At 66.7% G+C, this 25548-nt stretch carries 28 protein-coding genes; 10 read left to right on the top strand and 18 right to left on the bottom strand.

What is annotated here, in order from left to right; all coding sequences use genetic code 11:
• Nucleotides 1-7 precede the first annotated feature (7 nt).
• Nucleotides 8-253 (bottom strand): hypothetical protein, encoded by a 246-nt coding sequence (locus tag OG225_RS17445; protein ID WP_405182625.1) that lies wholly within the window; start codon nucleotides 251-253, stop codon nucleotides 8-10.
• A gap of 73 nt (nucleotides 254-326) precedes the next feature.
• On the opposite strand from OG225_RS17445, the gene OG225_RS17440 reads away from it, so the two are divergent.
• From OG225_RS17440 to OG225_RS17415, 6 genes are all read left to right on the top strand, one after another.
• The gene (locus OG225_RS17440; protein WP_405182624.1) at nucleotides 327-680 is read left to right on the top strand and encodes a hypothetical protein; all 354 of its coding nucleotides are present in this window, start codon (nucleotides 327-329) and stop codon (nucleotides 678-680) included.
• A 195-nt stretch (nucleotides 681-875) separates the two neighbouring features.
• Entirely contained in the window at nucleotides 876-1067 is a 192-nt protein-coding gene (locus OG225_RS17435) for a ferredoxin (protein WP_405182623.1), read from the top strand.
• Nucleotides 1068-1134: 67 nt separating this feature from the next.
• Nucleotides 1135-2115 (top strand): phosphotriesterase, encoded by a 981-nt coding sequence (locus OG225_RS17430; RefSeq protein WP_405182622.1) that lies wholly within the window; start codon nucleotides 1135-1137, stop codon nucleotides 2113-2115.
• The gene (locus OG225_RS17425) at nucleotides 2112-3359 is read left to right on the top strand and encodes an NAD(P)/FAD-dependent oxidoreductase (RefSeq protein ID WP_405182621.1); all 1248 of its coding nucleotides are present in this window, start codon (nucleotides 2112-2114) and stop codon (nucleotides 3357-3359) included. The genes OG225_RS17430 and OG225_RS17425 overlap by 4 nt, the downstream gene beginning before the upstream one ends.
• A gap of 37 nt (nucleotides 3360-3396) precedes the next feature.
• A complete protein-coding gene (locus tag OG225_RS17420; RefSeq protein WP_405182620.1) occupies nucleotides 3397-4368 on the top strand; it encodes a zinc-binding dehydrogenase in 972 nt (323 codons plus the stop codon).
• 91 nt (nucleotides 4369-4459) lie between these two features.
• The gene (locus OG225_RS17415; RefSeq protein ID WP_405183287.1) at nucleotides 4460-7303 is read left to right on the top strand and encodes an FAD-binding and (Fe-S)-binding domain-containing protein; all 2844 of its coding nucleotides are present in this window, start codon (nucleotides 4460-4462) and stop codon (nucleotides 7301-7303) included.
• Nucleotides 7304-7394: 91 nt separating this feature from the next.
• On the opposite strand, the gene OG225_RS17410 is transcribed toward OG225_RS17415, so the two are convergent.
• From OG225_RS17410 to OG225_RS17360, 11 genes are all read right to left on the bottom strand, one after another.
• Nucleotides 7395-8207, bottom strand: coding sequence for an enoyl-CoA hydratase-related protein (locus tag OG225_RS17410; RefSeq protein WP_405182619.1), 813 nt, complete (start codon nucleotides 8205-8207; stop codon nucleotides 7395-7397).
• 25 nt (nucleotides 8208-8232) lie between these two features.
• Complete coding sequence (locus OG225_RS17405) at nucleotides 8233-8727, bottom strand: MarR family winged helix-turn-helix transcriptional regulator (protein WP_405182618.1); 495 nt, start codon at nucleotides 8725-8727, stop codon at nucleotides 8233-8235.
• A gap of 34 nt (nucleotides 8728-8761) precedes the next feature.
• On the bottom strand, nucleotides 8762-8989 hold the full coding sequence (locus OG225_RS17400) for a hypothetical protein (RefSeq protein WP_405182617.1): 228 nt from the start codon (nucleotides 8987-8989) through the stop codon (nucleotides 8762-8764).
• 132 nt (nucleotides 8990-9121) lie between these two features.
• Nucleotides 9122-9583, bottom strand: a complete 462-nt coding sequence (locus OG225_RS17395; protein ID WP_405182616.1) for a nuclear transport factor 2 family protein — start codon at nucleotides 9581-9583, stop codon at nucleotides 9122-9124.
• 125 nt (nucleotides 9584-9708) lie between these two features.
• The gene (locus OG225_RS17390; RefSeq protein WP_405182615.1) at nucleotides 9709-10956 is read right to left on the bottom strand and encodes a cytochrome P450; all 1248 of its coding nucleotides are present in this window, start codon (nucleotides 10954-10956) and stop codon (nucleotides 9709-9711) included.
• 623 nt (nucleotides 10957-11579) lie between these two features.
• Nucleotides 11580-11786, bottom strand: a complete 207-nt coding sequence (locus tag OG225_RS17385) for a hypothetical protein (RefSeq protein ID WP_405182614.1) — start codon at nucleotides 11784-11786, stop codon at nucleotides 11580-11582.
• 3 nt (nucleotides 11787-11789) lie between these two features.
• A complete protein-coding gene (locus OG225_RS17380) occupies nucleotides 11790-13427 on the bottom strand; it encodes an AMP-binding protein (RefSeq protein WP_405182613.1) in 1638 nt (545 codons plus the stop codon).
• Nucleotides 13424-14227, bottom strand: a complete 804-nt coding sequence (locus tag OG225_RS17375; protein WP_405182612.1) for a TetR/AcrR family transcriptional regulator — start codon at nucleotides 14225-14227, stop codon at nucleotides 13424-13426. The genes OG225_RS17380 and OG225_RS17375 overlap by 4 nt, the downstream gene beginning before the upstream one ends.
• A 534-nt stretch (nucleotides 14228-14761) precedes the next feature.
• Nucleotides 14762-15943: a hypothetical protein gene (locus OG225_RS17370; RefSeq protein WP_405182611.1), complete on the bottom strand. Its 1182-nt coding sequence runs from the start codon at nucleotides 15941-15943 to the stop codon at nucleotides 14762-14764.
• The gene (locus OG225_RS17365; RefSeq protein WP_405182610.1) at nucleotides 15937-17076 is read right to left on the bottom strand and encodes a TIGR03857 family LLM class F420-dependent oxidoreductase; all 1140 of its coding nucleotides are present in this window, start codon (nucleotides 17074-17076) and stop codon (nucleotides 15937-15939) included. The genes OG225_RS17370 and OG225_RS17365 overlap by 7 nt, the downstream gene beginning before the upstream one ends.
• Nucleotides 17077-17086: 10 nt before the next feature.
• The gene (locus tag OG225_RS17360; protein ID WP_405182609.1) at nucleotides 17087-17236 is read right to left on the bottom strand and encodes a hypothetical protein; all 150 of its coding nucleotides are present in this window, start codon (nucleotides 17234-17236) and stop codon (nucleotides 17087-17089) included.
• Between the two features lie 280 nt (nucleotides 17237-17516).
• Here OG225_RS17360 and OG225_RS17355 point away from each other — a divergent pair, with 280 nt between their 5' ends.
• On the top strand, nucleotides 17517-18176 hold the full coding sequence (locus OG225_RS17355) for a TetR/AcrR family transcriptional regulator (protein ID WP_405182608.1): 660 nt from the start codon (nucleotides 17517-17519) through the stop codon (nucleotides 18174-18176).
• Nucleotides 18177-18357: 181 nt separating this feature from the next.
• Nucleotides 18358-18840: a hypothetical protein gene (locus OG225_RS17350; RefSeq protein ID WP_405182607.1), complete on the top strand. Its 483-nt coding sequence runs from the start codon at nucleotides 18358-18360 to the stop codon at nucleotides 18838-18840.
• Here the strand turns inward: OG225_RS17350 and OG225_RS17345 are convergent.
• The 4 genes from OG225_RS17345 to OG225_RS17330 all read right to left on the bottom strand — a co-directional run bounded on the left by OG225_RS17345 (nucleotide 18762) and on the right by OG225_RS17330 (nucleotide 21545).
• The gene (locus tag OG225_RS17345; RefSeq protein WP_405182606.1) at nucleotides 18762-19286 is read right to left on the bottom strand and encodes an aldolase/citrate lyase family protein; all 525 of its coding nucleotides are present in this window, start codon (nucleotides 19284-19286) and stop codon (nucleotides 18762-18764) included. The two genes, OG225_RS17350 and OG225_RS17345, sit on opposite strands and share 79 nt — an antisense overlap.
• Nucleotides 19287-19346: 60 nt before the next feature.
• Nucleotides 19347-20708: a cytochrome P450 gene (locus OG225_RS17340; protein WP_405182605.1), complete on the bottom strand. Its 1362-nt coding sequence runs from the start codon at nucleotides 20706-20708 to the stop codon at nucleotides 19347-19349.
• 19 nt (nucleotides 20709-20727) lie between these two features.
• Nucleotides 20728-20919: a ferredoxin gene (locus OG225_RS17335; RefSeq protein WP_405182604.1), complete on the bottom strand. Its 192-nt coding sequence runs from the start codon at nucleotides 20917-20919 to the stop codon at nucleotides 20728-20730.
• 407 nt (nucleotides 20920-21326) lie between these two features.
• A complete protein-coding gene (locus OG225_RS17330; protein WP_405182603.1) occupies nucleotides 21327-21545 on the bottom strand; it encodes a hypothetical protein in 219 nt (72 codons plus the stop codon).
• 551 nt (nucleotides 21546-22096) lie between these two features.
• Here OG225_RS17330 and OG225_RS17325 point away from each other — a divergent pair.
• Nucleotides 22097-22306, top strand: a complete 210-nt coding sequence (locus tag OG225_RS17325) for a hypothetical protein (protein WP_405182602.1) — start codon at nucleotides 22097-22099, stop codon at nucleotides 22304-22306.
• Between the two features lie 376 nt (nucleotides 22307-22682).
• On the top strand, nucleotides 22683-22943 hold the full coding sequence (locus tag OG225_RS17320; RefSeq protein ID WP_405182601.1) for a hypothetical protein: 261 nt from the start codon (nucleotides 22683-22685) through the stop codon (nucleotides 22941-22943).
• 114 nt (nucleotides 22944-23057) lie between these two features.
• Here OG225_RS17320 and OG225_RS17315 read toward each other — a convergent pair whose 3' ends face one another.
• Together OG225_RS17315 and OG225_RS17310 are read right to left on the bottom strand one after the other, a co-directional pair.
• Complete coding sequence (locus OG225_RS17315) at nucleotides 23058-23735, bottom strand: TetR/AcrR family transcriptional regulator (protein WP_405182600.1); 678 nt, start codon at nucleotides 23733-23735, stop codon at nucleotides 23058-23060.
• 4 nt (nucleotides 23736-23739) lie between these two features.
• Complete coding sequence (locus tag OG225_RS17310; protein ID WP_405182599.1) at nucleotides 23740-25482, bottom strand: amidohydrolase family protein; 1743 nt, start codon at nucleotides 25480-25482, stop codon at nucleotides 23740-23742.
• Between the last annotated feature and the right edge of the window lie 66 nt (nucleotides 25483-25548).

Below are 25548 nucleotides of genomic sequence, written 5' to 3'. Positions count from 1 at the left end.
GGCGGCGTCACGGCTCGCGCGTCGCCTTTCCCAGATGCCCATCGGCTACACCCGCGTCGATATCGTCGCGGGTGTAGCCCAGTACGTCGCTCAGGACATCGGCGCCGTCGGCCCCGAGGGTCGGCGCCGCCCCGGCAAACAGATGCCTGCCGTCGAACACGGCGGGCAGGCCTGCGGCCCGGCAGGTTCCGATGCCGGGCTGCTCGATGAGGGCGAACATCGGGTTGCTGTCGAGTTCTCCGCTCTCGACCACGTCGGCGAAGCTGCGATAGCGTTCGCAGAGCGGACGCCGCGCGGCCGATGAGCGCCTCGTCGCGCTGGCCGAATTGCAGATATCGCACGCGTTGAGCCATCCCGCGTGGGGCGCGCTGTCGGCGGAGATCTCGCGTATGGCCAGGATTCGCGGGACGGAGATTCCGGAGGCGTGGGTCGGCTATCAGCAGCGGGTTCTCGAATACATTTCCGAGGTCATCGAAGCGGGTCAAGCGGACGGCACGCTGCGGCCCGGTTCGCCGATCGCCCTGGCGCGGCTGTACTTCGCGGTGGTCTCCTCGTTCATCCTGGTCACGTCGGTCGCCGAAACCTCAGCCGAAGAGGGATGGCCGACCGACACCGCCGAGTTCCTCGAGTTCGTGTTCGACACCTTCAGCACGCGCCCCAGGCATATCGACGGCCGATGAGATGGCCCGGTCCGGGGGACGGGCGCGGCCCGTGCCCCGGACCGAGCTGTCGCCATGAGCGCCCCGTGCGCGAGATGTGTGCCGATAACCGATCGGCATGGCAGTGGATATTGGAATTCCGTCAGCCGCCGCCACAGACTGGCTGAAGCACGTCGATTCGTGTCACATATCAGCCCGAGCGACGAGGAATTCGCAATGAAAGTGGTTGTCGACTGGGAGCTCTGCGATGGCAACGGAGTATGCGCCATCGAAGCGCCGACTGTTTTCGAGATGGATGACGACGACGAGCTGCAGGTGCTCAAAGAGGAAATCGCCGATGCCGAGCGCGCGGCGGTCGCTTCCGCGATTCGAGTGTGCCCGAAGAGGGCACTGCGGCTGGAGCCCTGACTCCGATCGCGCACCATTCCGTTGCATCATTCGCTGATGGTCGGCCCAGGCAAGATGAGGAATTTCGATGACGACTGTTGAGACTGTTCGAGGTCCGGTGCCGGTGGATCGGCTCGGGCCGACGTTGATCCACGAGCATTTGATCATGATCTCCGCGGAGTTCCAGAAGTTCTATCCGGAGCTGGCATGGAGCCTGCCGCGCGAGGAAGTCGTGGAGCGCGTGGTCACGGCTTTGCAGGAGGTCCACGACCGGGGGGTTCGGACGCTCCTGGACTGCACGGCGTTCTTCCACGGTCGCGATATGGATTTCGTGCAGGAGGTCAACCAGCGGGTCGATCTGAACATCATCATCTCGTCGGGAATCTATACCTTCGACTTCTTGCCGTACCACCTCTCGCATCGCGTCCCCCCCACGGTGGAGAAGGACATGCTGACGCGGATGTTCGTGCGCGATGTGACCGTCGGGGTCGGTGATTCGGGTGTGCGGGCGCAGTCGATCAAGGTCGCGACCGACAAGGAGGGGATCACGGTCAACATCGAGCGGGTCCTGCGGGCGGCGGCGTGCGCGTCGGCGCAGACCGGGGTGCCGATCACGGTGCACACCCATCCCGCCGACGAGCTGGGGCCTGCGGTTCAGAAGATCCTGGTGGAATACGGCGCGGACCTGACCAAGGTCGTGATCGGCCACAGCGGTGACAGCGAGGACTTGGACTACCTGCGTCGATTGATGGACGCGGGGTCGATGGCGGGTTTCGACCGCTTCGGGCTCTACCTGCCGGGGACATCGACGATGGAACAGCGGCTGGACGCGGTGGCGACGTTGTGCGGCCAAGGCTACGCCGATCGCATCGGCCTGTCCCACGACGCGGTCCTGTATTCGGACTGGGGCCCGCCGGGGGTGGCACTGAAGCGGTTCCCGACCTGGGTACCGACGCATATCTCGGATGTGGTGGTGCCCGGCCTGCGCGAGCGCGGTGTCAGTGACGCCGATATCGACACGATGCTGGTCTCCGCGCCCGCAGCGTTGTTCGACAGCATCAAGGCATGAGCGGACCGATCGTCGGCACCGTGCCTGCCATCGCTGTCGTCGGAGCCTCATTGGCAGGCTTGACCGCGGTGCAGACCCTGGTGGAATCGCAGGCGGTCAGCCAGATCACCGTCTACGGCGCAGAACCCCACCTGCCCTACGATCGGCCTCCGCTGTCGAAGGAAGTGCTCAAGGGCACGTGGGACGTCGAACGGTGCGATCTGGCACCGGTCGGGGACAAGCGGGTCGTCTGGAATGTGGGTACCGAGGTCGTCGGCCTGAGCGCCGGGAAGGGCGCGGCGCCCTCGCTGCGACTCGGTGACGGGACCACTAGGGAATTCGCGGGCGGAGTCGTCATCGCGACCGGCGCGGCCCCCCGGTCGCTGCCCGGTGCACGACTTCCGGGTGTGCATGTGATCCGGTCGCGGGACGACGCGGTCGGACTGCGCGCCGATCTGGATGCGCGACCGTCGCACGTGGTGATCGTCGGCGGCGGTTTCATCGGCGCCGAGGTCGCGTCCGCGTGTGTGGAACGCGGACTGCGAGTGACACTCGTGGAGACCCAGGTCGCGCCGTTCGAGCGAGTTCTCGGCGCCGAGGTCGGCTGGGCCGTCGTCGCCGAACACCAGCGGCGCGGCGTCGATGTGCGCACCGCTACGGCGGTGGCGGCTGTGCGCGGAACGCACCGGGCCGAATCCGTGGAACTCGCCGACGGCAGCGTGATCGCCGCGGATGTGGTGGTGCTCGGCCTCGGTGTGACGCCGTGCACCGACTGGCTGGAAGGCAGCGGCCTCACCATCGATAACGGTGTCGAGTGCGATGCGAGTCTGCTGGCCGCGCCGCGGGTGGTCGCGGCGGGGGACGTAGCCCGCTGGCCGAACCATCGGTTCGGTGAGTTCCGCCGGGTCGAGCATTGGGACAACGCGATTCGGCAGGGCAGGCACGCGGCACAGCGACTGCTGGCCGAACACGGCCACGGCGCCGTGCTGGACTTCTCGACCGTTCCGTGGGTGTGGTCGGACCAGTACGAGAACAAGTTGCAGGTGGTCGGGTCGACCTTCGAGTTCGAGGAAGCGGTGATCGCGCACGGGTCCGTCGAGGAGCAGCGGTTCGTCGCCCTGTACCGGCGCGGCGCGCACTTGGTCGCGGCGGTCGGCTTGAACCAGGCGAAGTTGATCACACGCTATCGGCGGATGCTGGCCGAACCCGTGCTGTGGACGGAGGCTCTGGCGAAGGCCGAGTACTCGGGCGCACCCCAGCGCTGATCGGCGGCCAGGACAGATCGAGGAAGGACAGGCGGATATGTGGGCTCAGATGCTCAGCGCGCCGGGAAAGTTCGAGGCCGTCGAGGTCGAGGCCCCCGTGGCCGCCGACCTCGCCGCCGGACAGGTGCTGCTCGCCACCAAAGCGGGCGCCATCTGCGGCAGTGATCTGCCGAACTTCAAGGGAGCGCCGTTTCCCCATCCCAAGAACACGGGTACCTGGGTGACGAGTGCACCGGGTTTCCCCTTGCACGAGGTCGTGGGCGAGGTGATCGCCTCGAGCCATCCCGACCATGCCGTGGGGGATCTCGTCGTCGGCTGGGCGTCCGGTTTCGATGCCCTCGCCGAGGTCGTCGTCGCCGACGGCGAGGGACTCGCCCGCTACGACACCACTCTCGAGCCCGCTACCGCGGTCATGTTGCAACCCCTCGCGTGTGTGCTCTACGCCGTCGAGCAACTAGGCGACCTCGCGGGCAGGACGGCGGCCGTCGTCGGTCAGGGGCCGATCGGTCTCCTGTTCAGCCACATCCTCAAGAGTCGCGGCGCGGCGCATGTGATCGGCGTCGATCGGGTCGATCGGAGCGACGCCGGAAAGGTCTTCGGGGTCGACGAGGTGGTGACCGCGAGCGCGAGCCTCTGGGCGGGGTCGCTGGCGCCGCGCGACCGGCCGCAGGTCGTCGTGGAAGCCGTGGGGCACCAGGTGACCACCATGAAGAACTGTCTGGACGCGGTAGCGTTCGGCGGTGAGGTCTACTACTTCGGGATACCCGATGATGTGGTCTACCCGGTCGACATGATGACCCTGCTGCGCAAGAACCTCACGCTGCGCTCGGGCGCCACGATCGAGCGCAGGCGCGTCCTCGCCGACGCGAGCGCCTACCTCGCCGAGTATCCGGAACTGCGGGACGCCTACGTCAGCCACGTCTTCCCGGTGGGTGAGGTCGAGGCGGCGTTCAATGCCGCCGTCGTACCGCGCCAGGGCCAGTTCAAGATCTCGATCGACATGGCATGACCGCCCGGCGTCGGTCCCAGCTTGTCGGAGGTGCGCCGTGAGTCCGGAGAGAGCGGCTGCCGAGGCGTCCGCGCGGGCGCGGCGATCCGCGGTGGCAGCGGAGCGAGATCTCACGCGCGAACTGGCCCGTGCCGGAGTCGGCGACGTTCTCACCTCCGCGGCGGACCGATCCGCCTACAGCAGCGACGCGTCGTTGTATCGCGTCGTGCCTCGGGCGATCGTGCGTCCGCGGCACGAGGACGAAGTCGCGGCCACCCTCGACGTCTGCCGTGCGCTCGGGGTGCCCGTCACCGCACGCGGCGCGGGCACTTCGGTGGCGGGTAACGCGGTCGGCGCGGGCGTTGTCATCGACTTCAGCAGGCATATGAACGAAGTCCTCGAACTCGATGTCGAAACACGCAGTGCCCGAGTGCAACCCGGAACCGTGCACGCGACGCTACAGACCGCCGCCCAGCGTGCCGGGCTGCGCTTCGGTCCGGATCCCTCGACCCACACCCGGTGCACCATCGGTGGCATGATCGGCAACAACGCTTGCGGCGCGCGGACTCTCGGCTACGGCCGGACGGTGGACAACGTCGAGAAGCTCAGTGTTCTGACCATGCGCGGGGAGCGGATCACCGCGGCGACGCGCGTGCTCGGCGCCCCGGAAGTCGGTGGGGCGCCGCGTGTGGTCGACGGACTGCGCGAGATCATCGGCGCGAACCTGGCTGTGGCGAGGTTGGAGTTCGCCACCTTCGGCAGGCAGGTCTCCGGATACGCGGTCGACAATCTGCTGCCCGAACGTGGTTTCGATGTGGGCGGCCTGCTCGTCGGAAGCGAAGGCACCCTCGCGGTCGTGACCGAGGCCTCCGTACGACTGGTGGTCGACCCGCCCCATCGGGTGGTGGTGGTCCTCGGATACGAGGATTTCGGCTCGGCGGGTGACGCGGTCTCCTCGATCCTGCCCTTCGCGCCGACCGCGTGCGAGGGTATCGATGCCAGGATCGTCGAGGTCGTGACCAGCAGGCGCGGGCCGGGTTCGGTGCCTCCGCTACCGGACGGCCGGGCCTGGCTGATCGTGGAACTGTCCGGTGCGGCGCGCGAATCCGTCCTCGAACAGGCTGACGCGCTGGTGCGTGTCGGCGGCGCGATCGACGCACGCGTGGTCACCGACCCGCGACTGGCCGCCGCACTGTGGCGGATCCGCGAGGACGGCGCCGGTTTGGCGGGCCGGGCCCCTTCCGGCCTGCCCGCGCATGCCGGATGGGAGGACGCGGCGGTGCCGCCCGCGCGTATCGGAGACTACCTGCGCGCGTTCGACGTCCTGGTGGACGCGCACGGACTCACCGCGATGCCCTACGGCCACCTCGGCGACGGATGTGTGCACGTACGGCTGGATTTCCCGCTCACCGCGACCGACGGCACCCGCCGATTCCGCGAATTCCTCCTCGAGGCAGCCGATCTCGTCGTCGGTTTCGGCGGGTCGCTGTCCGGCGAGCACGGCGACGGCCGGGCCCGCAGTGAACTGCTGCCCCGGATGTACTCGCCCGAGGCGATGGGGTTGTTCGGCGCGATCAAGGCGATGTTCGACCCCGACGGCCTGCTCAATCCCGGAGTCCTGGTCGACCCGGACCCGATGGACGCCGCCATTCGCGTCGCGGCTCCCCGGCCGGTGCGCCGACAGTTGGCGCTGGCATATCACAGTGACGGCGGCGACTTCGACCAGGCCGTGCACCGGTGCACCGGTGTGGGCAAATGCCGGGCGGATTCGACCGCCGCGGGCGGGGTCATGTGTCCGTCCTATCTGGCCACCCGCAACGAGCGGGATTCGACCCGAGGGCGGGCGCGTGTGCTCCAGGAGATGCTCGACGGCGAGCAGACCGGGGGCTGGCGCTCACCCGCCGTCCATGACGCGCTCGATCTGTGCCTGTCCTGCAAGGGGTGTGCCTCGGACTGTCCTACCGGTGTCGACATGGCCGCCTACAAATCGGAGGTATTGCACCAGTCCTATCGGCGACGGTTGCGTCCTCGCACGCACTACGCGTTGGGCTGGCTCCCACGCTGGTCTCGACTGGCCGCGCGCGCGCCACGACTCGTCAACCGGGCCATGAGAATTCGCGCTCTGCGCGGTGTGACGCTGCGGCTGGCGGGTGTCGACTCGCGCCGGTCCCTGCCCACCTTCGCCGACCAGACCTTTCGCCGGTGGTTCGCCGCCACCGCGGCAGCGCGGCGGACCGACGGGAAAGCGGTGCTGCTGTTCGTGGACAGTTTCACCAACCATTTCTGCCCGCAGGTGGCCATCGATGCCGTGCGCGTCCTCGAGGCGGCGGGCTACAGTCCGCGGATCACCGAACGCGAGACCTGTTGCGGGCTCACGTGGATCACCACGGGCCAACTGGACGCCGCGCGCCGAATTCTCGCGCGCACGCTGGAACAACTCGAACAGCCGCTGGCAGAGGGAATTCCCGTCGTCGGCATCGAGCCGTCGTGCACCGGCGTACTGCGGGGCGATCTGGTGGAGCTGATCGACTCCGACGCCGCGCGCGCCGCGGCTGCCTCCACCTGTACACTCGCCGAACTGCTGGCCCGCGACGCGTCGTGGCGCGCGCCCTCGCTCGACGGTGTACGGGTGATCGCGCAGCCCCACTGTCATCACCACGCGGTGATGGGCTGGGAGGCCGACCGGCAGTTGCTCGAGCGTGCGGGCGCGGAAGTGGTCCGGCTCGGTGGCTGCTGCGGTCTGGCCGGGAACTTCGGTGTCGAGATCGGGCACTACGAGGTCTCGACCGCGGTCGCGGCCCACCAATTGCTGCCCGCGCTGGAGGCGGCGGGCCCCGAGGATATGTTCCTGGCCGACGGATTCTCCTGCCGCACGCAGGCCGCGGATCTGGCGGACCGTGACGGAGTTCATCTGGCTCAGTTACTGGCCCGAGCACTGGAAAAGGGAGCGCAATAGCGCGGTGGGGCGTCGGCACCGGTCGCGGGCCCCGAGGAATCCGCGGCCGTCCCGACGGGCGCGGATTCGCTCGGAATTCGTTCGCGTCGGGTCAGCGGCGAGCGGAAAGAATTTCGGCGACCGCGGCCCGATGTTCGGGCGTCTCGAGCAACCGGACGTGCCAGTGGACCTCGGCGTCCGCGGCCGCCGCGATGTCGGAGCGGTCGGCAGTCGCGATATTGCTCTTGATCGCCTCCAGGGCCGGGCGAGATCGCTCGGCCAGCGTGCGCACCCTCGCCCCCGCGCGTCCGGCCAGCTCCTCGTCGGTGAACACGGCGTTCACCAACCCGAGCTCGACCGCCCGGCTCGTGGAGACCGGCTCGGCGAAGTACAGCAGTTCCTGGGCGCGTGCGCGGCCGAGCAGTCTGGTCAGCAACCACGTCGCACCGAAGTCGCCCGCCAGCCCCACTGCGGCGAATCCCGGTCGCAACTGGGCCGAGTCGGCCGCGTAACGCAGGTCGCAGGCGAGGGCGAGTGCCAGACCCGCCCCGACGGCGTGACCGTTGAGTACCGCGACTGTCGGCTTGGGGAATTCCCACAGGCGCACGGTGGTCGCGCGTTGCGCGGCGATCTGGCGGGCTATGCGGCCCTCCCGATCGGCGATGGGACCGAAGATGCTTTCTCCGCGGGCGAGGGTCTTGACATCGCCGCCCGCGCAGAACCCTCGGCCGGCACCGGTCAGCACCACCACCCGGACCCGCTCGTCGTCGGCGGCCCGGTCGAGTGCCGCGCCGAGCGCGTCGAGCATCGCGAGCGAGAGCGCGTTGCGCGCGGCGGGCCGGTTCAAGGTCAGCGTGAGGACGCCGGAATCCAGTGTCTCGAGCAGGGGTGCCCGTTCCGTGGTCTCGTCTGTGTCCACTGTCATCGACTGCCTCCTTTGATTTCCGTGCTCAGCCGATACATCCGAATGTATCGCGCGTGCGGTCGGATCCGGGCCGTGGCCACGGCTCGCTGCTCAATCGTTCGATACCGCTGTTGAATTCGTACAGATACGCGGCCAAGCGATCGATGTCCTCGGGACTCCAGTCGATGAGAACATCGCGCAGGGCCGCGAGCTTGCGCGCACGTTCGTGATCCAATACGCACGCACCACGCGCGGTGATTCGAAATTTGCGGGCGATCCCCCCGTCGGGATCCGGAATGCGTTCGGCCAAGCCGCATTTGCTGAGTGCCGCGGTTTGCCGGTGCAGGGTCGAACGGTCCAGTGCGAATGCCGCACTCAATTCGCCGATGCTCATCGGGCCCTGTATCCGGATTCGGCTGAGCACCAGATAACCGCTTCGATCGAGATCACGATCGCCACGACGGCTGTCGTAATCGAGGATGCGCCGGGTCAGCAGCATCGTCTCGAACTCCAGTCGTCGAATCAATTCGGGCCGTGTCATCGGTTACCTCGGCTAGTCGGCTGCGGCAGATCCGTCAGTCGTTCTCGGACGCCTTCTCCAGTCGGTCGAGTCCATTGATTCGTCCCAGCACCTGCGGCCGGAAGCCGAGCAGGGTTTGCACGGTCTCGGAGCCGAATCGGCGAATGGACGCCGGGCAGGTTCCAGATGCGCTGGTGATGTGATCGTCGCTGCCGTGGGCGTGTTCGCGACGGCGGCCGCGGCCGGCATCGCCGTCGGCGGCGCGATAGCGGGCAGTGCGCACCTCGTCGCGGAAGGTGGCGTCGAGGGCGTCGAGGACTACGCACCACCATGTTCGGCGAGGTCGCGCTCGGCGGCGTCCGGGTCCCGGGTCGGGACGGGGCCTCGTGCGTCGACATGGCTGGTGGACATCGGATCACCTCGGGATCGGGTCGGGCGCTGCGCCGTCGGTGCGCGCCGACCTGTCGATGGGCTCCAGGCCCGGGGTGGTCCGGCTGTCCTCGACCGGTATGAAATGCCCAGCTCGGTCGAGGTATTCATCGAGGCGAGCGATCCGACCGTCCTCGATCCGCACCACGATGCAGGCGGGCCAGGCCAGCCGCGCGCCGGTTCGGGTGTGCACGGTCATCAGATGCTGTTGGACGAACCCGGTCGGGATCGGCGCGCGTCGCACATCGGTGACCCGTCGCAGGGACGAGCCTGCGACCAGTCGCTCCCAATCCGCGCGGATGCTGTCGACGTCGTGCACCACCCGGTCGAAGGAGTGCCAGATCGTCGCGGCGTCGGTCAGACAGGCGACGGCCGCGCCGACGTCACCGTGTTCCAGTCCGATGAAGAGTCTGTCGATCACCGCGCCCTCGGTGCTGCCTGCGGGCATCGTTGCCTCCACCTCATTTACTGGATTAGATACGGTATCTGATGCCATACTGTATTCTTCACGCTTGGGTCGTGATTCGCTGTCGCTGACGCACGAACTTCCGCGGTCGGCGATCGTCTCCACGCTCATCCGTTGACGGCGCCGACCTCGACGGGCAGGTGGCTGTAGCCCCATTGGAAGCTCGAGGGGCTGCGGACCGCGCCGGTGGTGTCGATCTGGTATTCGCCGACCCGGGACAGGAATTCCTGGACGATCACCTTGGCTTCGAGGCGGGCGAGGTGGATGCCGACGCAGAAGTGCTGGCCGCGGCCGAAGGCGAGGGTGCGTGGGATGTCGCGGTTCCAGATGAATGTGTCGGCGTTGCGGAATTCGCGTGGGTCGCGGTTGGCCGATTGCGTCAGGTAGATCACGCGTTGGCCGGGGCGGATGACTTGGCCGGCGATCTCGGTTTCGACGCGGGCGGTGCGCCCGAACCATTGGGCGGGGCCGCAGTAGCGCAGCATCTCCTCGACGGCGGCGGCCGCGTTGACCTCGAGGTCGGCGCGGACGTCGGCGAGTTGGTCGGGATGTCGCGCGAGTTCCCACAGTCCGTGCCCGATGACTTTCGGCAGGGTTTCGGTGCCACCGACGAGTACGCAGGTGAGGTTGGCGGCGATTTCGAGGTCGGAGAGTTCGCGTCCGTCGAGGCGTAGGTCGAGCATGCCGTCGACCAGGTTCCAGCTGCCGTCGTGTCCTTGGGCGCGGCGCTCGGTGACCAGTGGGCGGATGAACCCGAGCATCTTCTTCTGCATGTCGGGGTCGCGGGCGAAGCCGTGGCCCTCCTCGTCGGTCGCGGTGACGGCGTTGATGGTGTCGAGGAGTTCGCTCGCCTGCTCCAGCGGGATGTGGAACAGGTGGCAGATCGTCGAGACGGAGATGATGCCGCCGAATTCGTGGACGAGGTCGAATCGGCCGCGGGGGAGTAGTCGGTCCAGTCGGTCGCGTACCAGGTCGCGGATGAAGGGTTCGAGTTTGCGCACCGCTCCGGGTCGCAGCCCTTTGCTGTGTGCTTGTCGGATCTGTTCGTAGACCGGCGCGCCGTAGGCAAGGTGGGTGCCCAGGAACGGCGCGGTAGGGGGATCGGCGGTGGCGCCATTGTTGTGCTTCAGCAGGTCCGCGCGCATGAAGACGCTGCCTTCGTTGGTGACGAAGACGTTGTCCGCGATATCGAGGAAGTCCCACGCGTCCTGGAATCGTGACAGCACGAAGGTGTCGTAGTTCTCGAGGTAGTAGACGGGGTGGTGTTCGCGGAGAATCTCGTAGAACGGCAGGGGATTGCGCATCTCCTCCTTACCGAACGGGTCATAGACGAATTCGTCGACCGATGTACTCACGGTATTTCTCCTCCTGCGAACGAGTTGCGTCCCCCGCGACCTCCGGGGACGGGAGCCGGGAGTTCCAATGTTTACGACCGGCTGTGCACATCGCGCGCGTCGCGCCGACCGGCTTCGGCTACAGCCGGTCATTACACCTTGTGACTGCTGCCACGATTCGTCCAACAACCGTTGCGACAACCAATGGTTATGACCGGCCGACCTTTCCGGCACGCATGAGGAGCTGCCCTCCGAGGGCGCATCGGAGGAATTTGCCGCACCACCTGATTGCGCGGTGGCGCCGTCGAGCCCGTATTCGAAATCGCCCGCCGAAAGGTGATCGTAGAGAACCTCTTCCGGTGTCACGCCGCGCACGCGCGCGATGGAGTCCAGGCGCTTGTCCGGTCCCGGTTCGCAGTCCAGTGGCATATCCAGCATGAACGTGGCGCCGACCCGGGGAGCGGTGGTGCGGACGAGTTCCGCCGCGCGGCAGGATCTCCCGCCATCGCCTCGGCGCTGTCCCGCTCGCCGAGGATCGCGTTTCTGCGGGCCGGGTCGCGCATGGCGAGGGCTGCGCCAATTTTAGTCGAGGCCTTCGTCGAGCACGATGCCCGGGATGTCTTCGACACCCTCCATCAACTCGATCAACCGTCGTAGTGGGTGTGGACATCGACGAAGCCGGGGACCACGAGCGCGCCGTCGGCGTCGACGACCCCGGCCGCCGGGGTGGCGATGCGCGTTCCGATCTCGACGATCCGGCCGTCGGCGACCGCGACGTCCCCGGTGTAGCGGGGTCTGGAACCGGAACCGTCGATGATCGTTCCGCCTTTGATGAATATGTCGACAGCCATAGCTCAGTCCTTCTGTGCGGTGTCGCCGGACTGCGCGGCGGCACCGAATCTCGGTGCGAACAGCGCGGGTCGGCCTGCGGCGCCCGCGGCGACCTCTTTGCGTTGGATCTTGCCGCTCTCGGTGCGTGGGAACGGCCCGTCCCAGCGGACGATCTGTTCTGGCAGTTTCCATTTCGCGAGGCCGCCGCGCTGCAATCGTGCGATGACATCGGCGAATTCGAGTGGTGTCTCCGGATCGCAGCGGATGGCCAGGGCCAGCCGTTCGCCGGTCTCTCGGTCGGGCAGGCCGAAGGCCACGCATTCCCCGAGATCGCGCAGGACCGCCGCCGCCTCGTCGATCTCACCCAGCGAGATCTTCATGCCCTTGCGGGCGACGATCTCCTTGAGCCTGCCCTTGATGATCAGCCGCCCGTCCTCGATACGGGCCTGGTCGCCGGTGCGGACCCACTCATCCTCGAACGCGCCCGCGTTGTGGGCGGGATCGAGGTAGCCGAGGAAGCGGTGCGGGCCGCGAACCAGTAGTTCGTCGTCGACGGAATCGCGTATCGCGATCTCCACCCCCGGCATCGCGGTGCCCTCGTCGGTCCCCGATTCGGTGGTGTTCGATCGGACCGTATTGCACGTCGAGAAGGGGACCTCCGAGGAGCCGTACACTCGGATGGGCTCGATGCCGTAGGTCTCGATGGCGGTGGCGACCAGTTCGCGCGGGACCGCGGTCCCGCCGAGGGCGATGGCGCGCAGCGGCAGCGCACGCAGGTCCCGTCGTCGGGTTTCGGCGAACAACTGCTCGACGATGACCGGCGCTCCGCCGATGACGGTGGCCCCGTGGGCGCGAATGCGATCCAGTGACGACGACGGATCGAAACGGTCTTCGAGTACCAGGGTCGCGTGGGCTTCCATCGTCATGTGCAGCTGCACCACGCCGGTGATGCTCGCGAGCGGACTGGACAGGAACGGGATGTCAGCGGCTCCGATGCCGAGCGCGGCGGCCATGTTCGCCGCCCCGCAGCGCAGGGTGTTCAGGCTGTGAACCACGCCTTTGGGTGTGCCGGTCGTCCCCGAGGTGAACAGCACGACTGCCGGTGCGTCGAAATCCAAGGGCGCGGTGTCGTCGGTCTGCGTCGGCCTCGCCTGTGCGATCTCGTCGAAGGTGCGCACGGGCCCGAATTCGCCCAGCCCGAGGCGTTCGATATCGGCCGACGCGGCAAGTGTCAGCCGCGGTCGCACGGCGGCGTGCGCGTGCCGGATATCGGAGAGGCCGGACCGTCGATCCAGGAGCACGGCCACCCTTCCGCTGTGCACTGCGGCCAGGTAGGCCGCCGCCGCGGCGTTCGTCAGCGGCGCCACGATCAGAATCGCGGCCCCGGTGCGGATTCCCGCGCCGTCCAGACCCGCGGAGATCGAAGCGACGGTGTCGGCGAGCGCCGAATAAGACCATGCGGCGTCGTTGTCCACGAGGGCCGTCCGGCCACCGCCCACGCGCAGCCGCTCCTCGCCCGCGTTGCTTGACTGCGGCGGCAACCACCATCCGCGCGTCCGGTAGTGCTGCGCGGAGGCGGCGGCGATCGGTCTGGTCGGCATCGCCGGGCTGTCCGAGGCCGTGGAACCGCCGTCGGCCTCTGATGGGTTACCGAATGTCATTGCTGTGAGGATCCTTTGCGCGAATGCGCGGGCGGGAGGTGTCCGCTCGCGGTTTCGGTCAGCGGCGGCGCGTCACGGGTGATGCCGTAACCGGGCTTGAATACCAGTGCCGAGGCGCGGGCCACTATGCAGTCCAGTCCGTACTCGAAATTCCGGTCGTCCGGTGCTCCGAGCTGGTGTCCGGCGCTCATTGCCCGGAACAATTCAGGCGTCTTGTCCGGGGTGATCTCGGAGCGGTCGAAGTATCCGCCGACCGCGGATTCGGGTTGCCGATGTTTGTCGTGCAGTCGTTGCAGCACCACCGACCCGTGTACGTGCAGGCAGAGCGCGGAATGCACGTCGAGTGCGTCGTCGGTCGACAGGCCTGCCTCGATGAGACCCAGGATCGCCGCGTCCATCCCCGCGGTGCGGAAGTGGGCGGCCAGTAGCGCGGGTGTCGATCTGACCAGGATCAGGTCGCAGAGCACGGTGTTCGCCAGGAGGGTGTCGCGGATACGGTGCGCGTGTGCGCGCAGCATGGCGCGCCAGTCCGCGGGCGGTGGGGCCTGCCTGCGCGGGGCTGCGGGCAGGTACCGCTGCAACGCGCGGCCTGCCATCGAGTCGAGCAGGTCGTTCTTGCGATGGAAATACCAGGAGATACTCGTGGCGCCGGTATTCAGATGCTTGCCGATGAGCGCGAAACTCAGCCGGTCGACGGAGATCTGCTCGGCCAGATCCAGGGCGCTGTCCACGATGTCCTCGACCGTCAACGAACCGCGCTCACGCCTCTGCTTCTTAGCAGTGGAGTCTCTTGCGGCCATTTCCCACCATCCTCGGGCGCGTGCGGATGCGATCGTCCGCGCGATGCGGATCGCAGGTCGGTCTCGGTGCGAACAGGACGAACACCGAGCGTGCGGGCCGATGGTTCCTGCTGTAGATACTGTAACAGGTACGGTATCTGACTGCGCAAAGTCGGGAGCCCGCCGGGGCGTCCGCATAGCGGTGTGGGGTCGCCGCGCGGCATCGCCGTCTTCGCGGAGATTTGGCCTGGTCGATAGGGGATAGTCATTACAGTATTGGATACCGCTTCTGGATCGAACGATGTCCGCGCCAGATCGGGCAGGTGATGGACACCACATACTGTAATTAATACGGTGTCTGATACCGACTTGTGGTGCAGTTCTCGGCGCGTCCTGTGATGACGCGCGACGCGGGCCGATGTCCGACACCGACGACGCGGGGTGCCGCCGTGACGGCGCGGCCTTGCGACAGAACGAAATATTGAGGAGTTGGATCGACGGGCTTTCCGACGAAGGCGTCTGGGCTGCCGATCGGCGGCCCCGCCCTCGGGCCGTTCAGTTCGCGGCGGCGTCGGCAGAGGCTGTGTCCCCGACCGATGCGGCGGTCTCAGGAGTCGCAACGCCTGCCCCGTCGAGGAATTCCCGGAAGCCGTAGCGTGGCAGCGGTCCCATGGCCAGCTGTTCGAGTACGCCGAGGCCGGATCTACCGTTCCATGTGGCCTGGACGAGCTGCTGGACGTGCAGGTTCTCGAAGCTCAGCGGGTCGAGTCGCGCGGGTTCGTAGCTCTCGGCGGCCACTGCCGACTCGCCATGCCATTTTCCGTGACCCCACACCGGATGTCCGTAGCCGAGCCCTTTCATCTGGAAGCACATGAGCGGTTCGAGTTCGATCGCGCCCAGGCTTTCGCCATCCACGGTGCGCGGGGTCAGCACCGCCGCCCGTGCGCGCCGGTGACCTGGCAGCCACGAGATCTCGTGCTCGACGCGGGCGATCCGTCGCCCGGCAGCAGGCTGAGCCGTCCCGTCGACGGTCCGGCGGGTGAGGGTGGTCTTGGGGACGAGGGCAGCGTCATGAATGCGCGGAAAGCCGTCGGTATCCTCGAATACCAAGTAGTGGAAGCATTCCGAGTCGAAGTGGATCGGAGACCACAGGAACAAGGTGCCCGCGGGCGCTATGGGCGCCGCGTCCTTGGCCCCCGGGCTCAGGCGTGCCCCCCAGGAGCGATCCTTGGTCGCGTGCGCGCCGTCGGCGAGATCGATCACCGTGCCGCCGACCTCGATGACGCCGGTCCACGTCCCCCACTGGGTCGCGCGGGTCACGTCCATCAGATGCCGATTGCCGGAGAAGGCTGTCTGGTGGACTTCCTCGATGGCCTCCGTGGTGGCGGTGTAGGTCAGATCGGCGCGGATGTCGTACTCGGGCGAGTCGACGACGACCCGGTTCACCCGCATGGGTTCGACGATCTCGATGCGCAACGGACCCAGATCCATATCGGTGGGATCAGCCTTCATGCGGGCGCTGCAATGCAGCGAGGTCTGCCTTCCGTTCACGAGAACGGAGAAGGCGCCGTCGGTGATCTGTTTGTTCGGATAGTTGCAGAAGGCGATCCCGAACAGCAGATCCTCACGAAAACCGTTGAACCAGAAACGGTCGTAGTGGTTCGGATTCCCCGCGCCGGTCTGGCCGAGCGGCAGCGAGGTCTGATGGACGGGATAGTCGTCGAACGGGATCAGCATGGCCGGTACTCCGACGATGCCCTGGTCGCGACTGCCGTGCGTCGGGCGCCGGGATTGTTCTGGAGGTCACTGTGCAGGGTGGGGCGGCGCATTCCGCGGTACGCCTCGATGATCGGGGCGAGTTCGTCGGGGCTGCTGCCGTGCATGATCACCCCGTCGACGCCGAGGTCGAACTGACGGTCCACCATCACCGCACAGTGTTCGGCCGGGCCGACGGCGGCCGCCTCCAGCCACTCCGCCGGGATGATCGTGGCGATATGGCGCAGCTGATCCGGCGTTGCGATCGTATCGATCGCCCCGCGGATCGAGGTGACGATCTCGTCGTTCCGGAAGCGCGCGAGGGCAGCGGGGTCCCAGCGGTTGGTCTCGACCATGAGATCGCCGTAGCCCTGCAGGTAGCTGGACAGCCTGCCGACGGTCTTCTGGAGGACGACATCCTCGGGGAGAGCGGAATCGATGGTCGCGTAGCACGACCAGATCCTGACCTCGGCCGGGTCACGCCCGATGCGCTCACATTCCTCGCGGACCGTGCGCACCGCGCGCGCGGTCGTCTCGTCGCTGAAGAAGGTGTGCAGCACCACCGCGTCGAAAGCCCGGGCGGCCAAGCGCAGCGACCGAGGGCCGAACGCCGTCATCAGCAGGGGGAGCGCATATTCCGGTCGCGGCCGCACGTGGAGATAGGGCCACGAACCGGCGGGCCCGTCGTGGCCGAGGATGGGCTCCCCGCTCATCATCGCCTTGACCAGACCCGCGAAATCCTCGAGTTGGGCGGTCGTCGCGGCTCCGACGCCCATCGCTGCCAGCATCGTCGCGATACCTCGGCCGATCCCGAGCGTGTAGCGGCCGCGGGTCAGTGCCTGCATGGTGTTCGCGTGCGCGACCGTCACCTGCGGATGCCGGATGTTGAAGTTGGTGACGCCGGTCGCGATGCCCAGGTCGGACGAGACGGCTCCGATCGCGCCCGCGATGGTGGCCGCTTCCTTGATACCGAGACGTTCGGAGATGAAGGCGCTGCCGATACCGAGGCGCTCGGCCGTCGCGGCCTCGCCGACGAGGGCGCGTGGATCCGGCGCTCCGCCCGCCAATGCGTAGTACCCGATTTCCGGAAGTCCTGCGGTGCTCACTGATGTCATCCTCTGTGTGTCAGGCCGAGACGGTGATCGCCTGGAACCGCGTGAATTCGTCCAAGCCGCACGTACCGTTCTCGGCGCCGATACCACCGGATTCGGTGACCTCGAAGGTTCCCGCGCCGGTGGCGCTCTCGTCATCGACGAGCATTCCGAATGCGGGCAATGGACTCTCCTTGATCGGGTCCTCCACGAGGCGCGCATCGGGTGCCCTCGGTTCGGGGCGCGCCGACCTGTGCGAGCGGCCGTGCATCAGTGGGAGCCTAGCAAGACTTAGGTTCTCATTTCAATCCATACCGGTGGTGACAAGCCTTCGCCGCGGACGCCAGCGGTATCCGGCGGCGACGTCCCGATCGACCACCGCGAGAACCGGCCGCTGTGCGTATCCTTCCGAGTACCCGATACCGCGAGGTGAGAGCGTCGATCCCGGCTATGATCGGCGCACCATGTCCGATATCGAGCCCGAGCGAGGATCGGCGAGCTACCCGAGGGCCGTCGATCCGAACACCGCGGGCCGGGGTCGCCCCCGCGATGTCGAGGTCGATCGCCGTATCATCGAGACGGCGCGCAGCGTCTACGCCGAGCGCGGCTGGTCCGGATTCAATTTCGGCGCCGTCTGCAAGGCTGCCGGTGTCAGTAAGGACGCCCTGTATCGCCGCTACCGCACGCGGGAGGATCTGCTCGCGGCGGCGCTGGATGTGCCGCCGCCCGCGATCGATCTCGCGCCGGGCGGTGATCTGCGAGGTCAGCTGATCGCGATCGCCGTCCAGACGCTCGAAGCGTTCTCCGGACAGGGCGGACTGATCGTCTTCCGTATCTTCGTGGAATCGACCGCCAACACCGATCTTGCCGAGATGTACCACCACCGGGTCGCCTTCCCGCACGTGCGGTATATGCGTGATCTGGTACGCGATGCGATCGCCGACGGAACCTTCACCGCGATCACGGATTCCACGGCCTTCGTCGACGGGCTTATCGGCGGTCTGATGATGCACGTCCTGGCCACGCCGCCGCGCAAACGAGCAGCCATGATGGCCGATGCGCAGGCGTTCGTGCGCTCTCACGTCGATCTGATGCTCAACGGGGCGGGCTATCGGCGCGACTGACCGGCGGGCGGGACCGGTTCGGCATGCGGTCGCGTACGGCACGGACAGAACGTGTCACCGGTCGCGGGGCCGGTCGGGCGTTCGGGTAACCAATCGGCCTGAAACAACGTACGACTTCGGTCCGCTGGGGCGCGCGTGGGATGACCACCTGCGTGAGCGCGCGCAGGGGCTCGTCGACGCGGTGGGCGCGTCGACGATCGACCATCACGACACCGCGGCATGGCTCGGCAGGCTGAAGGCGGGAACAACCCCGCAGTTGGCGGCCGAATTCGATGCCGGCGCACAGCGACTCGAACAGATCCTGCTCCCGTTGCAGTGGACCTCCACCGCGACGCCGCTGTCGGCGGCCGTCACCGTGGGGGCCGGGGGCGTCTACAAGGTCAACGTCTACCTGAACGTGAATTCGACCAGCGTGCAGACCACCAGCGGAGCGGTGACGGCCGCCGACAGCGGGCGGGCGGCGCCGGGCTCATTCCGGCTGTCCGGTGCTGTGGGCCGACAGGCGAAAGCGGTTGTTCCAGTCATCGATTCGACGCGCGTCGGCCGCAAGACCCGCCCTGATGTAGCCCACATCGCTGCCGAGGGTCACAAGCCGGACCCCCGCGTCGAGCAGGGTCTCGGCATGTTCGGGGCCCATTCCGGCGACTCCGGTGAATTCCCGTGAGCTTCGGCGGCTCGCACGACGGTCGCCACGGCTGACAATACGGTCTCGTTCGTCGGATTCATGCCGCCGAGTCCCACGCCGAGCGCGAGTCCCAAGTCCGCCGGTCCGACGAAAAGGCCGTCGACTGCCGGCGTCGCCGCGATCTCGTCGACGTTGTCGAGGCCCTCGGCGGTCTCGATCATGAACAGACAGGTGCTCACCGCGGCTGCGGCTTCGACGCCGTAGAAGTTGCGGACGGGGCCGAAGGACCGGGTGCCGTGCGGTGGATATCGGGTGGCATCGGCGGCGGCTCGAGCCTGTGCGGGGGTGGACACCATCGGGACGACCACGCCGATGGCGCCCACATCCAGCGCGCGCATGATCAGATCGGGCTGGTTCATCGCCACTCGCACCAGCGAGGCGCCGCCACCGAGCTCGACCGCCTGGATCACCGGCAACAGATTCATGGATTCGGTGCTGTGTTCGCCGCCTCTCGCGGCCCCGCATCCCCCGAGGCCGCAGTTCGGTCAGAGTTTCGCCGCGGCCTTCTGTCTGGTCACCGGCTCGGCCAGACGCTGCTCGTCGATGATCTTCTGCATACGTTCGATGGTCGCCGCGAGTCCTTCACCTCGCCGCTCACCGGGTGTGAAGGAAGCGGGCAACTTCTGCATCCCGTTGATGATGCCCACCGACGGGTAGTGGATCGCCCCGTCCGCGTCACACACGTAGTCGGGCAGCCGCTCGAGCACCTGAACCAGCATGCGCTTGAACAGGTTTCGCGCGAGGTTGGATCCGATGCACCGATGCACGCCGAGACCGAAACTCGCATGCCGGTTGCCGGTGCGGTCGAGATCGATCTCGTGCGGGTCGGGGAAGATGTCAGGGTTGCGGTTGGCCATGGCCCACGACAGCCACAGCCGCTCGCCCTCCTTCAATTCGATGTCGCCGACGTGCCCGTCCACTGCGACGGTGCGGCCATTGCCCTGCGCGGGAGTGTAGAAGCGCAGGAACTCCTCGGTCGCCGAATCGAGCATGGTGTCCAGATTCTCGCTCAACCGTTTACGCTCGCCCGGGTGCTGCGACAGCCATTCCAGCGAATGCGCCGACAGCGCCGTCGTGGTGTCGAATCCGCCGCCGATCAGCAACTGGCACGATCCGAACACGTCGACGTGCGGCACCGGTTTTCCATCGATGGTCAGTGAGTTCAGCGCGTCGATGAGACCCGGACGCGGTTCGGCGCGGATCTTCTTGATCCAGTCGCCCAGATGCACCTCGGCTTCGCGCAGTCGCCGCATCACATCGAGGATCTCCGGGGAGGTCGGATCGGTGTACACCGAGGCGTGCACCGGCTCGCAGAAGATGTCCCAGTCCTGCAACGGCATACCGAGCAGGCCCATCGTCAGCACCGCGGGCACGATATTCGCCAGATCGTCGATGAAATCGATCCGCCCGGATTCGATGACCTCGTCCAGGCACGCGCGGGTGATCTCGTCGATCACCGGTACCCAGCGCGCGACCGCCGCGGGCGAGAGATAGGGGTTGAGCTGCCTGCGGAAATCCTGCTGCTCCGGGGGATCCATCTCGATGAATCCGCTACGGTTGCGCTCCATGGTGTAGTTGGGGATCAGGATTCCCTGATAGCCCTTCCGTTCACCGGCCCCGTCGAAATCACTCGACAACAGATCGGGTCTACGTGCGGCCTCGAAGACCTGCGGCATATCGCTGGCAACCCAATATCCGCCGTAGGAACTCGACCACGCGATCGGGCATTTGCTGTGCAAGGTGTCGGCGCGTTCCGCGAACGAGTCACGGAACCCGGTGGTGTGCCGCTCGAAATCTATCGGGCACCCCTTGGTGCCCGGAGCGCTACCCGTGCTGTCTGAAGCCATATCTCGATTCCTCAGCCGATCACTGTTCGATTATCGCGCGCTCGGGGCACGATCTGGCTGCATCGCGGACACGCTCGACCTGATCCGGCGGGATCTCCCCCTCGAGTGCGGTCGCATGACCGTCGACATCGTCGAGGGTGAACGCGTCGGGCGCGGTCATCCAGCACAACGTATGCCCCTGACACAGACCCTGATCCACTTGAACTTTCATCTAGATCGTCTTTCCCTTGTTCGTCCCGGGGGCCCTTGAGATGTACATCGCACCGAGCGGCGACTGAGATCCGAATCACCGTAACGGCATCGACGGTGGTTCGCGCTGAGCTGCGCGGTCGACTCGAATGCGGCTCCGCTCGAAAGTTGCTGCGGCGTGAACGGATTGGATGCCTAACGTAGTTCGAGTAGTCTCGCGAGCACCCGCTCGCGGAGTTCGCCGCTCACCATTGTCTCCGATCGTGGGAGTCTGCCGTCGAGCCGAATGCGCCGCGGACACACGCGACGAACCTCGTACCTGCCGGTATCGTCGGCGCGGCCCCCGCAGGCGGGAGGTCGGGGGGTGGGTGACGGGCAGTGGTCCGCTGTACCCCGGCGTCGCGCGGGCGCCCGATCCGTGTGGTATGCCTAGCTGCCGATCACCGTCGCGGCGCGCGTGCCCGCGATGCTGATCGGATCCGTGGCGAGCGTCCCGGGCAGGCCCGCCACATGGATCACCGGATCGATGTCGTCGGCCGGCCTGGCCGGCATACTCTCGAGGTTGCCGGTGTCGGCGAGATCGCAGAACAGGTGAGTCGGGGGCGGTACGCGAGGTGATGTCGCAACCGGAGATTCGCGCACGGTCACTCCATACTCCTGCGAACTATCGTGATCGGGATCACTTCCATGGACGCCACCCTAATACCGACTGTGATGGTCGGCAAGTGACGATTCGCCGCCGGGGGCCGCTGGTGATCAATGCGGACGCTGTTCGAACGGCGCTGGCCTGTGTCGGTTGTATCGCGCTTGACCGGGTGTGACCGGTCGCCGAATTGCGCGCTCCGACCGGGGGCGCGTCAAGAACTAAAACTAGAATCTAATTATTAAAATCTTCGCGGGCTGAGGCCTGGCGTCGTGCCGCGAGGGCCGTCGGTGGGGGCGAAGATCTCGCCGTGGAAGCGGGGGCTTCTCTTGATTTCGACGTCAGTGTAGAATTTGACTCTGCAACCGCCCCGGAGCACGCGTCCATCAAGCACGTGGACAGGCGCGACCGCCGCGGCCGTGAGTATCAGAAAGGGGCGCCGGCATGCCGTTCCGCCTGAGCATTGATCGAAGTCGGGAAGCCTGCCGTCCGGCGGGCGCGGACGTCCGGCCCCGACTCCCGCGCACGACCCCCGACAACCACTGAGGCTGGGGAGTTGGACGCGACAATGGCGACGCGCGATGTGCATCTGCGGATCCGGTTGGCCGGAAGGGTCTTCGACTACGCGGCAACCGCCGAGGCGGCCCGCAATATGATCGCGGATTGCGCGAGCCGATGCTGGTGTGTGGTCGAGTTGGTCGATTCGCCCGACGATCTGCATCGGCTGCCGCGGCTGCCGTGTGAACGACTGTTCCGGGGGCCATGACCGGTTGCTGCCGCTCCGACGGATTGCCCCGGTCCGGCTCGTCACGCTGAATCGGCCCGAGGTGTTCACTGCGGATCCACACATATCGCTGGCCGTATTCGCGCGGGTGGCACCGTTGTCGTGGACCGCTGAGGACAGGAAAGCAAGTCAGCCATGAATACGGGGCCCAGAATTCCCGCGAAGCCGTAAGAGATCACCGCTACTTGGCTGTCGGCTGTCCTCGGCAGTGCTGAATCTCCGGTGTCCATCACGGATGTCGGGGTGACATCGGTGGGCACCGGACAGACCGCCGCCGCCTATCGGGCGGCGGTCGGCTACGAGACGCGACCGCTCGGGCTGCCCGAATCCTTCATCGTCGAATTGCCGTATCCCGACGATGAGGTCTGCGCGCGTGTCGATGGGCTATCGATCCGAGCACGCGTTCTACACCGAAGTCGCGCACACCGTGCGCGCACCGCTGCCGCCGCTGAGCGAGGCCAACGCGTTGGTGGCATCCTGGTTGATGCTGGAGCCGGATCGGTATTGCCTGCTGCACGGGGACTACCGGCTGCTGGCAGGACTACATTCTCGGCCTGCTCCAGATCACCTTGATCGCCAGTTTCGGCACCGCCTTCTCGGCGTCCACCGATCGGGGTGACGAGATGATGGTGACGATGCTGGAATGGGCTGCCGGGCCATCCGCGAACTGGGTAGCCTCGAGCTGATCCGGAAACTGTCCTGAGGCAACGGTTCCGCCGGGACCGCGTGCGCGTCAGGCCGGGCTGTCTCGACGAACGAAGGCGAGGAAGCGGTCCGCGAGTATCTCGATGACGAGCGGATCGGTCGCCACACCCGAGTCCAGGGCGGCATGGCTGCTCTGGTCGAGGATCTCGTACAGCAACAGCCATGCCTCCAGCCATCCGCGTCGCTGCGCGGGTGCGTCGGGATCGACCGCGAAGGCCGGAATCGCCGCGCCGAGTCCGGCGATGAGCTCGCGGATGTATTCCTGCGCGCGGGGGGTGAAGTCGCCCTCGTCCGCGGTGGCCTGGGTGAAAGCCCGCAACAACCTCCGGTTGGCCTGATCGGCCTGGAAGATCTCGGTGATCCATTCGACGACGGCTTCGCGTCGTGTGAAGTCGACGGCCATGATGTGCAGGAACATGGGCCGGGAGGTTTCGGCTGCCGCGTCGAACAGGTGCGCGGCGAGATCGGCTTTGCCACGGAAATGCCGGTAGAAGGTCATTCGACTCATGCCCGCGGCGGCCGCGATCTCCTCCACCGAGACGGGGAGATAGCCCCGGTCGCAGAATTCCCGCGCCGCGGCCGCGAGTAGACGCTCGCGACTGTTCCGTTTGCGCTGCCGATGGAAGGCGGCCAATGCGGCGACACGCGGATCGGGGACGTCGTCCTGCGACAACGCCCTCGCACCGTGACCCGCTGTGTCGGCCACAGTCCTATCCGGAGGCCGCGCTGAGCGCGATATTCGTCTCGGGACCGATGAATTCGCCGGGGAAACGACCGGTGAAGGCGTTGTTGTCGAAGATCGGTACACCGTGGACCAGGGTCAGGCGCATCGGGGCCGCCGCTCGCGTGTAGCGGTAGGTGCGCCCGCCGCGTCCATCCCAGACATCCCAGATCTTCTCTTCCGGGCGCCGTTCGATCTCGTCGAGATCGAAGACGGTGATATCGGCGATCTTTCCGACGGCGATGAGCCCGCGCTGCTGGAGACCGAAGAAATCGGCGAGTTTGCCCGTGAGCACATGTACGCCTTCCTCGATCGTGAGCAGTTTCCGGTCGCGGACGAAATCGGTGAGCAGATAGACATTGTCGCCCGCACCGCAGAACATCTTGCCATGGGCGCCCGCGTCGGAGATATTGCCGACCGAGTTCGGATCCCGCAGCAACTCCAGCAGGACCTGCTCGTCACATTCCCACGAGCGCTTGTGGACAACCGATTCGGCACCGTTCTTGAACACCCAGTCGGCCAGCGCGTCCGAGGGATGGGAGAGTCCGGTCTGTGCGATGTAGTCGGCCAGGGTGATGCCGACCGGACCCCATCCGGTCTCGCTCTCGCGCAGCGTCAGCGCGGACGGGTCGTGAAGATAGGAGTGGCTGTAGGCGCCGTCCCAGCCCGCGCGGGCGTCGGCGAGCCAGTCCGGATCCAACAGCATGGCGCTCTTCTCCTCCCAAGTCACCGCGTCCACCACGGTCTGCCAGACCTGGTTGCCGTTCTGCGCGAAGACCAGCGATCGGGCGAAGTTGATCACCGAGGTCGGTGAGACGTGGTGGAATCCGGTGTAGATGTCGAGCCCTTCGGCCTTGAATCGCTCGTGCAGCTCCTTCGAGCGTTTGCCCACCTCGGCCTGGAATTTGAGAGTGGGCAGGCCTGCCCATTGCATCCGCACGCCCGCCTGCTGGGCGATCCGGCCGAGCCGTTCGGTCTGTTCCGGCCCCGTCATGCGCATGAAGTGGTCGACGATGACCTGGAAGGTGGCGCCCTCGTAGCGGGCCAAGACCTCGAGCAGCGCACGGTATTCGGCGTCGTCGGCGAGCTGGGAGGGCAGGGGGCGATCGTGTTTGTCGTAGTCGAGCTGATTCGACGACAACCCCATGGCGCCCGCGGCCAGCGCATCATCGAGCAGCGCGCACATCTGCTCGATCTCCTCCGGTGACGCGGTGCGTTTCCATGCCTCCTGGCCCATGACCGTCAAGCGGATCGGGATATGACCGCAGAACGCCGCGTAGTTGACCGGCACCCGCACATTGCGCATCATCGACGCCTTGTACTCGCTCCACAGGCTCCAGTCCCACGGCACGAGTTTCTTCATCGGTTCTTCGGGAATGTCCTCGAAGAAGTTGAAGATCTCGATCAGATTCTCCTGATCCTCCGGATTCTTCGGCGCGGGCGCCATCGAGAAAGCGCAGTTGCCGTTGATGGAGGTGGTCACGCCGTAGGCGGGCAGCGGCTCCATGTTCGGCGACCACCAGACCCCGCCGTCCCAGTGGTTGTGCGTTTCGATGAATCCCGGGGTCACGTAGCAGCCCGTGGCGTCGATCACCCGCTCACCTGTGCCTGCCCGCAGGTCGGTTCCGATCTCGGTGATGCGGCCCTCGTCCACACGCACGTCCGCGGCGTAGGCCGGAGCGCCCGATCCGTCGACGACGGTGCCGCCCTTGATCAGTAAGCGAAAACCCATTGTCCCAACTCCTGTTTCGCGAAATATCAGCCTGGGCCCAGCTACAGTTACACCGTGTCACACAAG

This window comes from Nocardia sp. NBC_01377, assembly GCF_045040005.1.
In the GTDB taxonomy this organism is placed as follows: Bacteria; Actinomycetota; Actinomycetes; order Mycobacteriales; family Mycobacteriaceae; genus Nocardia; species Nocardia noduli.
The sequence above is the reverse complement of the archived record's forward strand: the minus strand, read 5'-3'. Positions and strand labels throughout refer to the sequence as shown.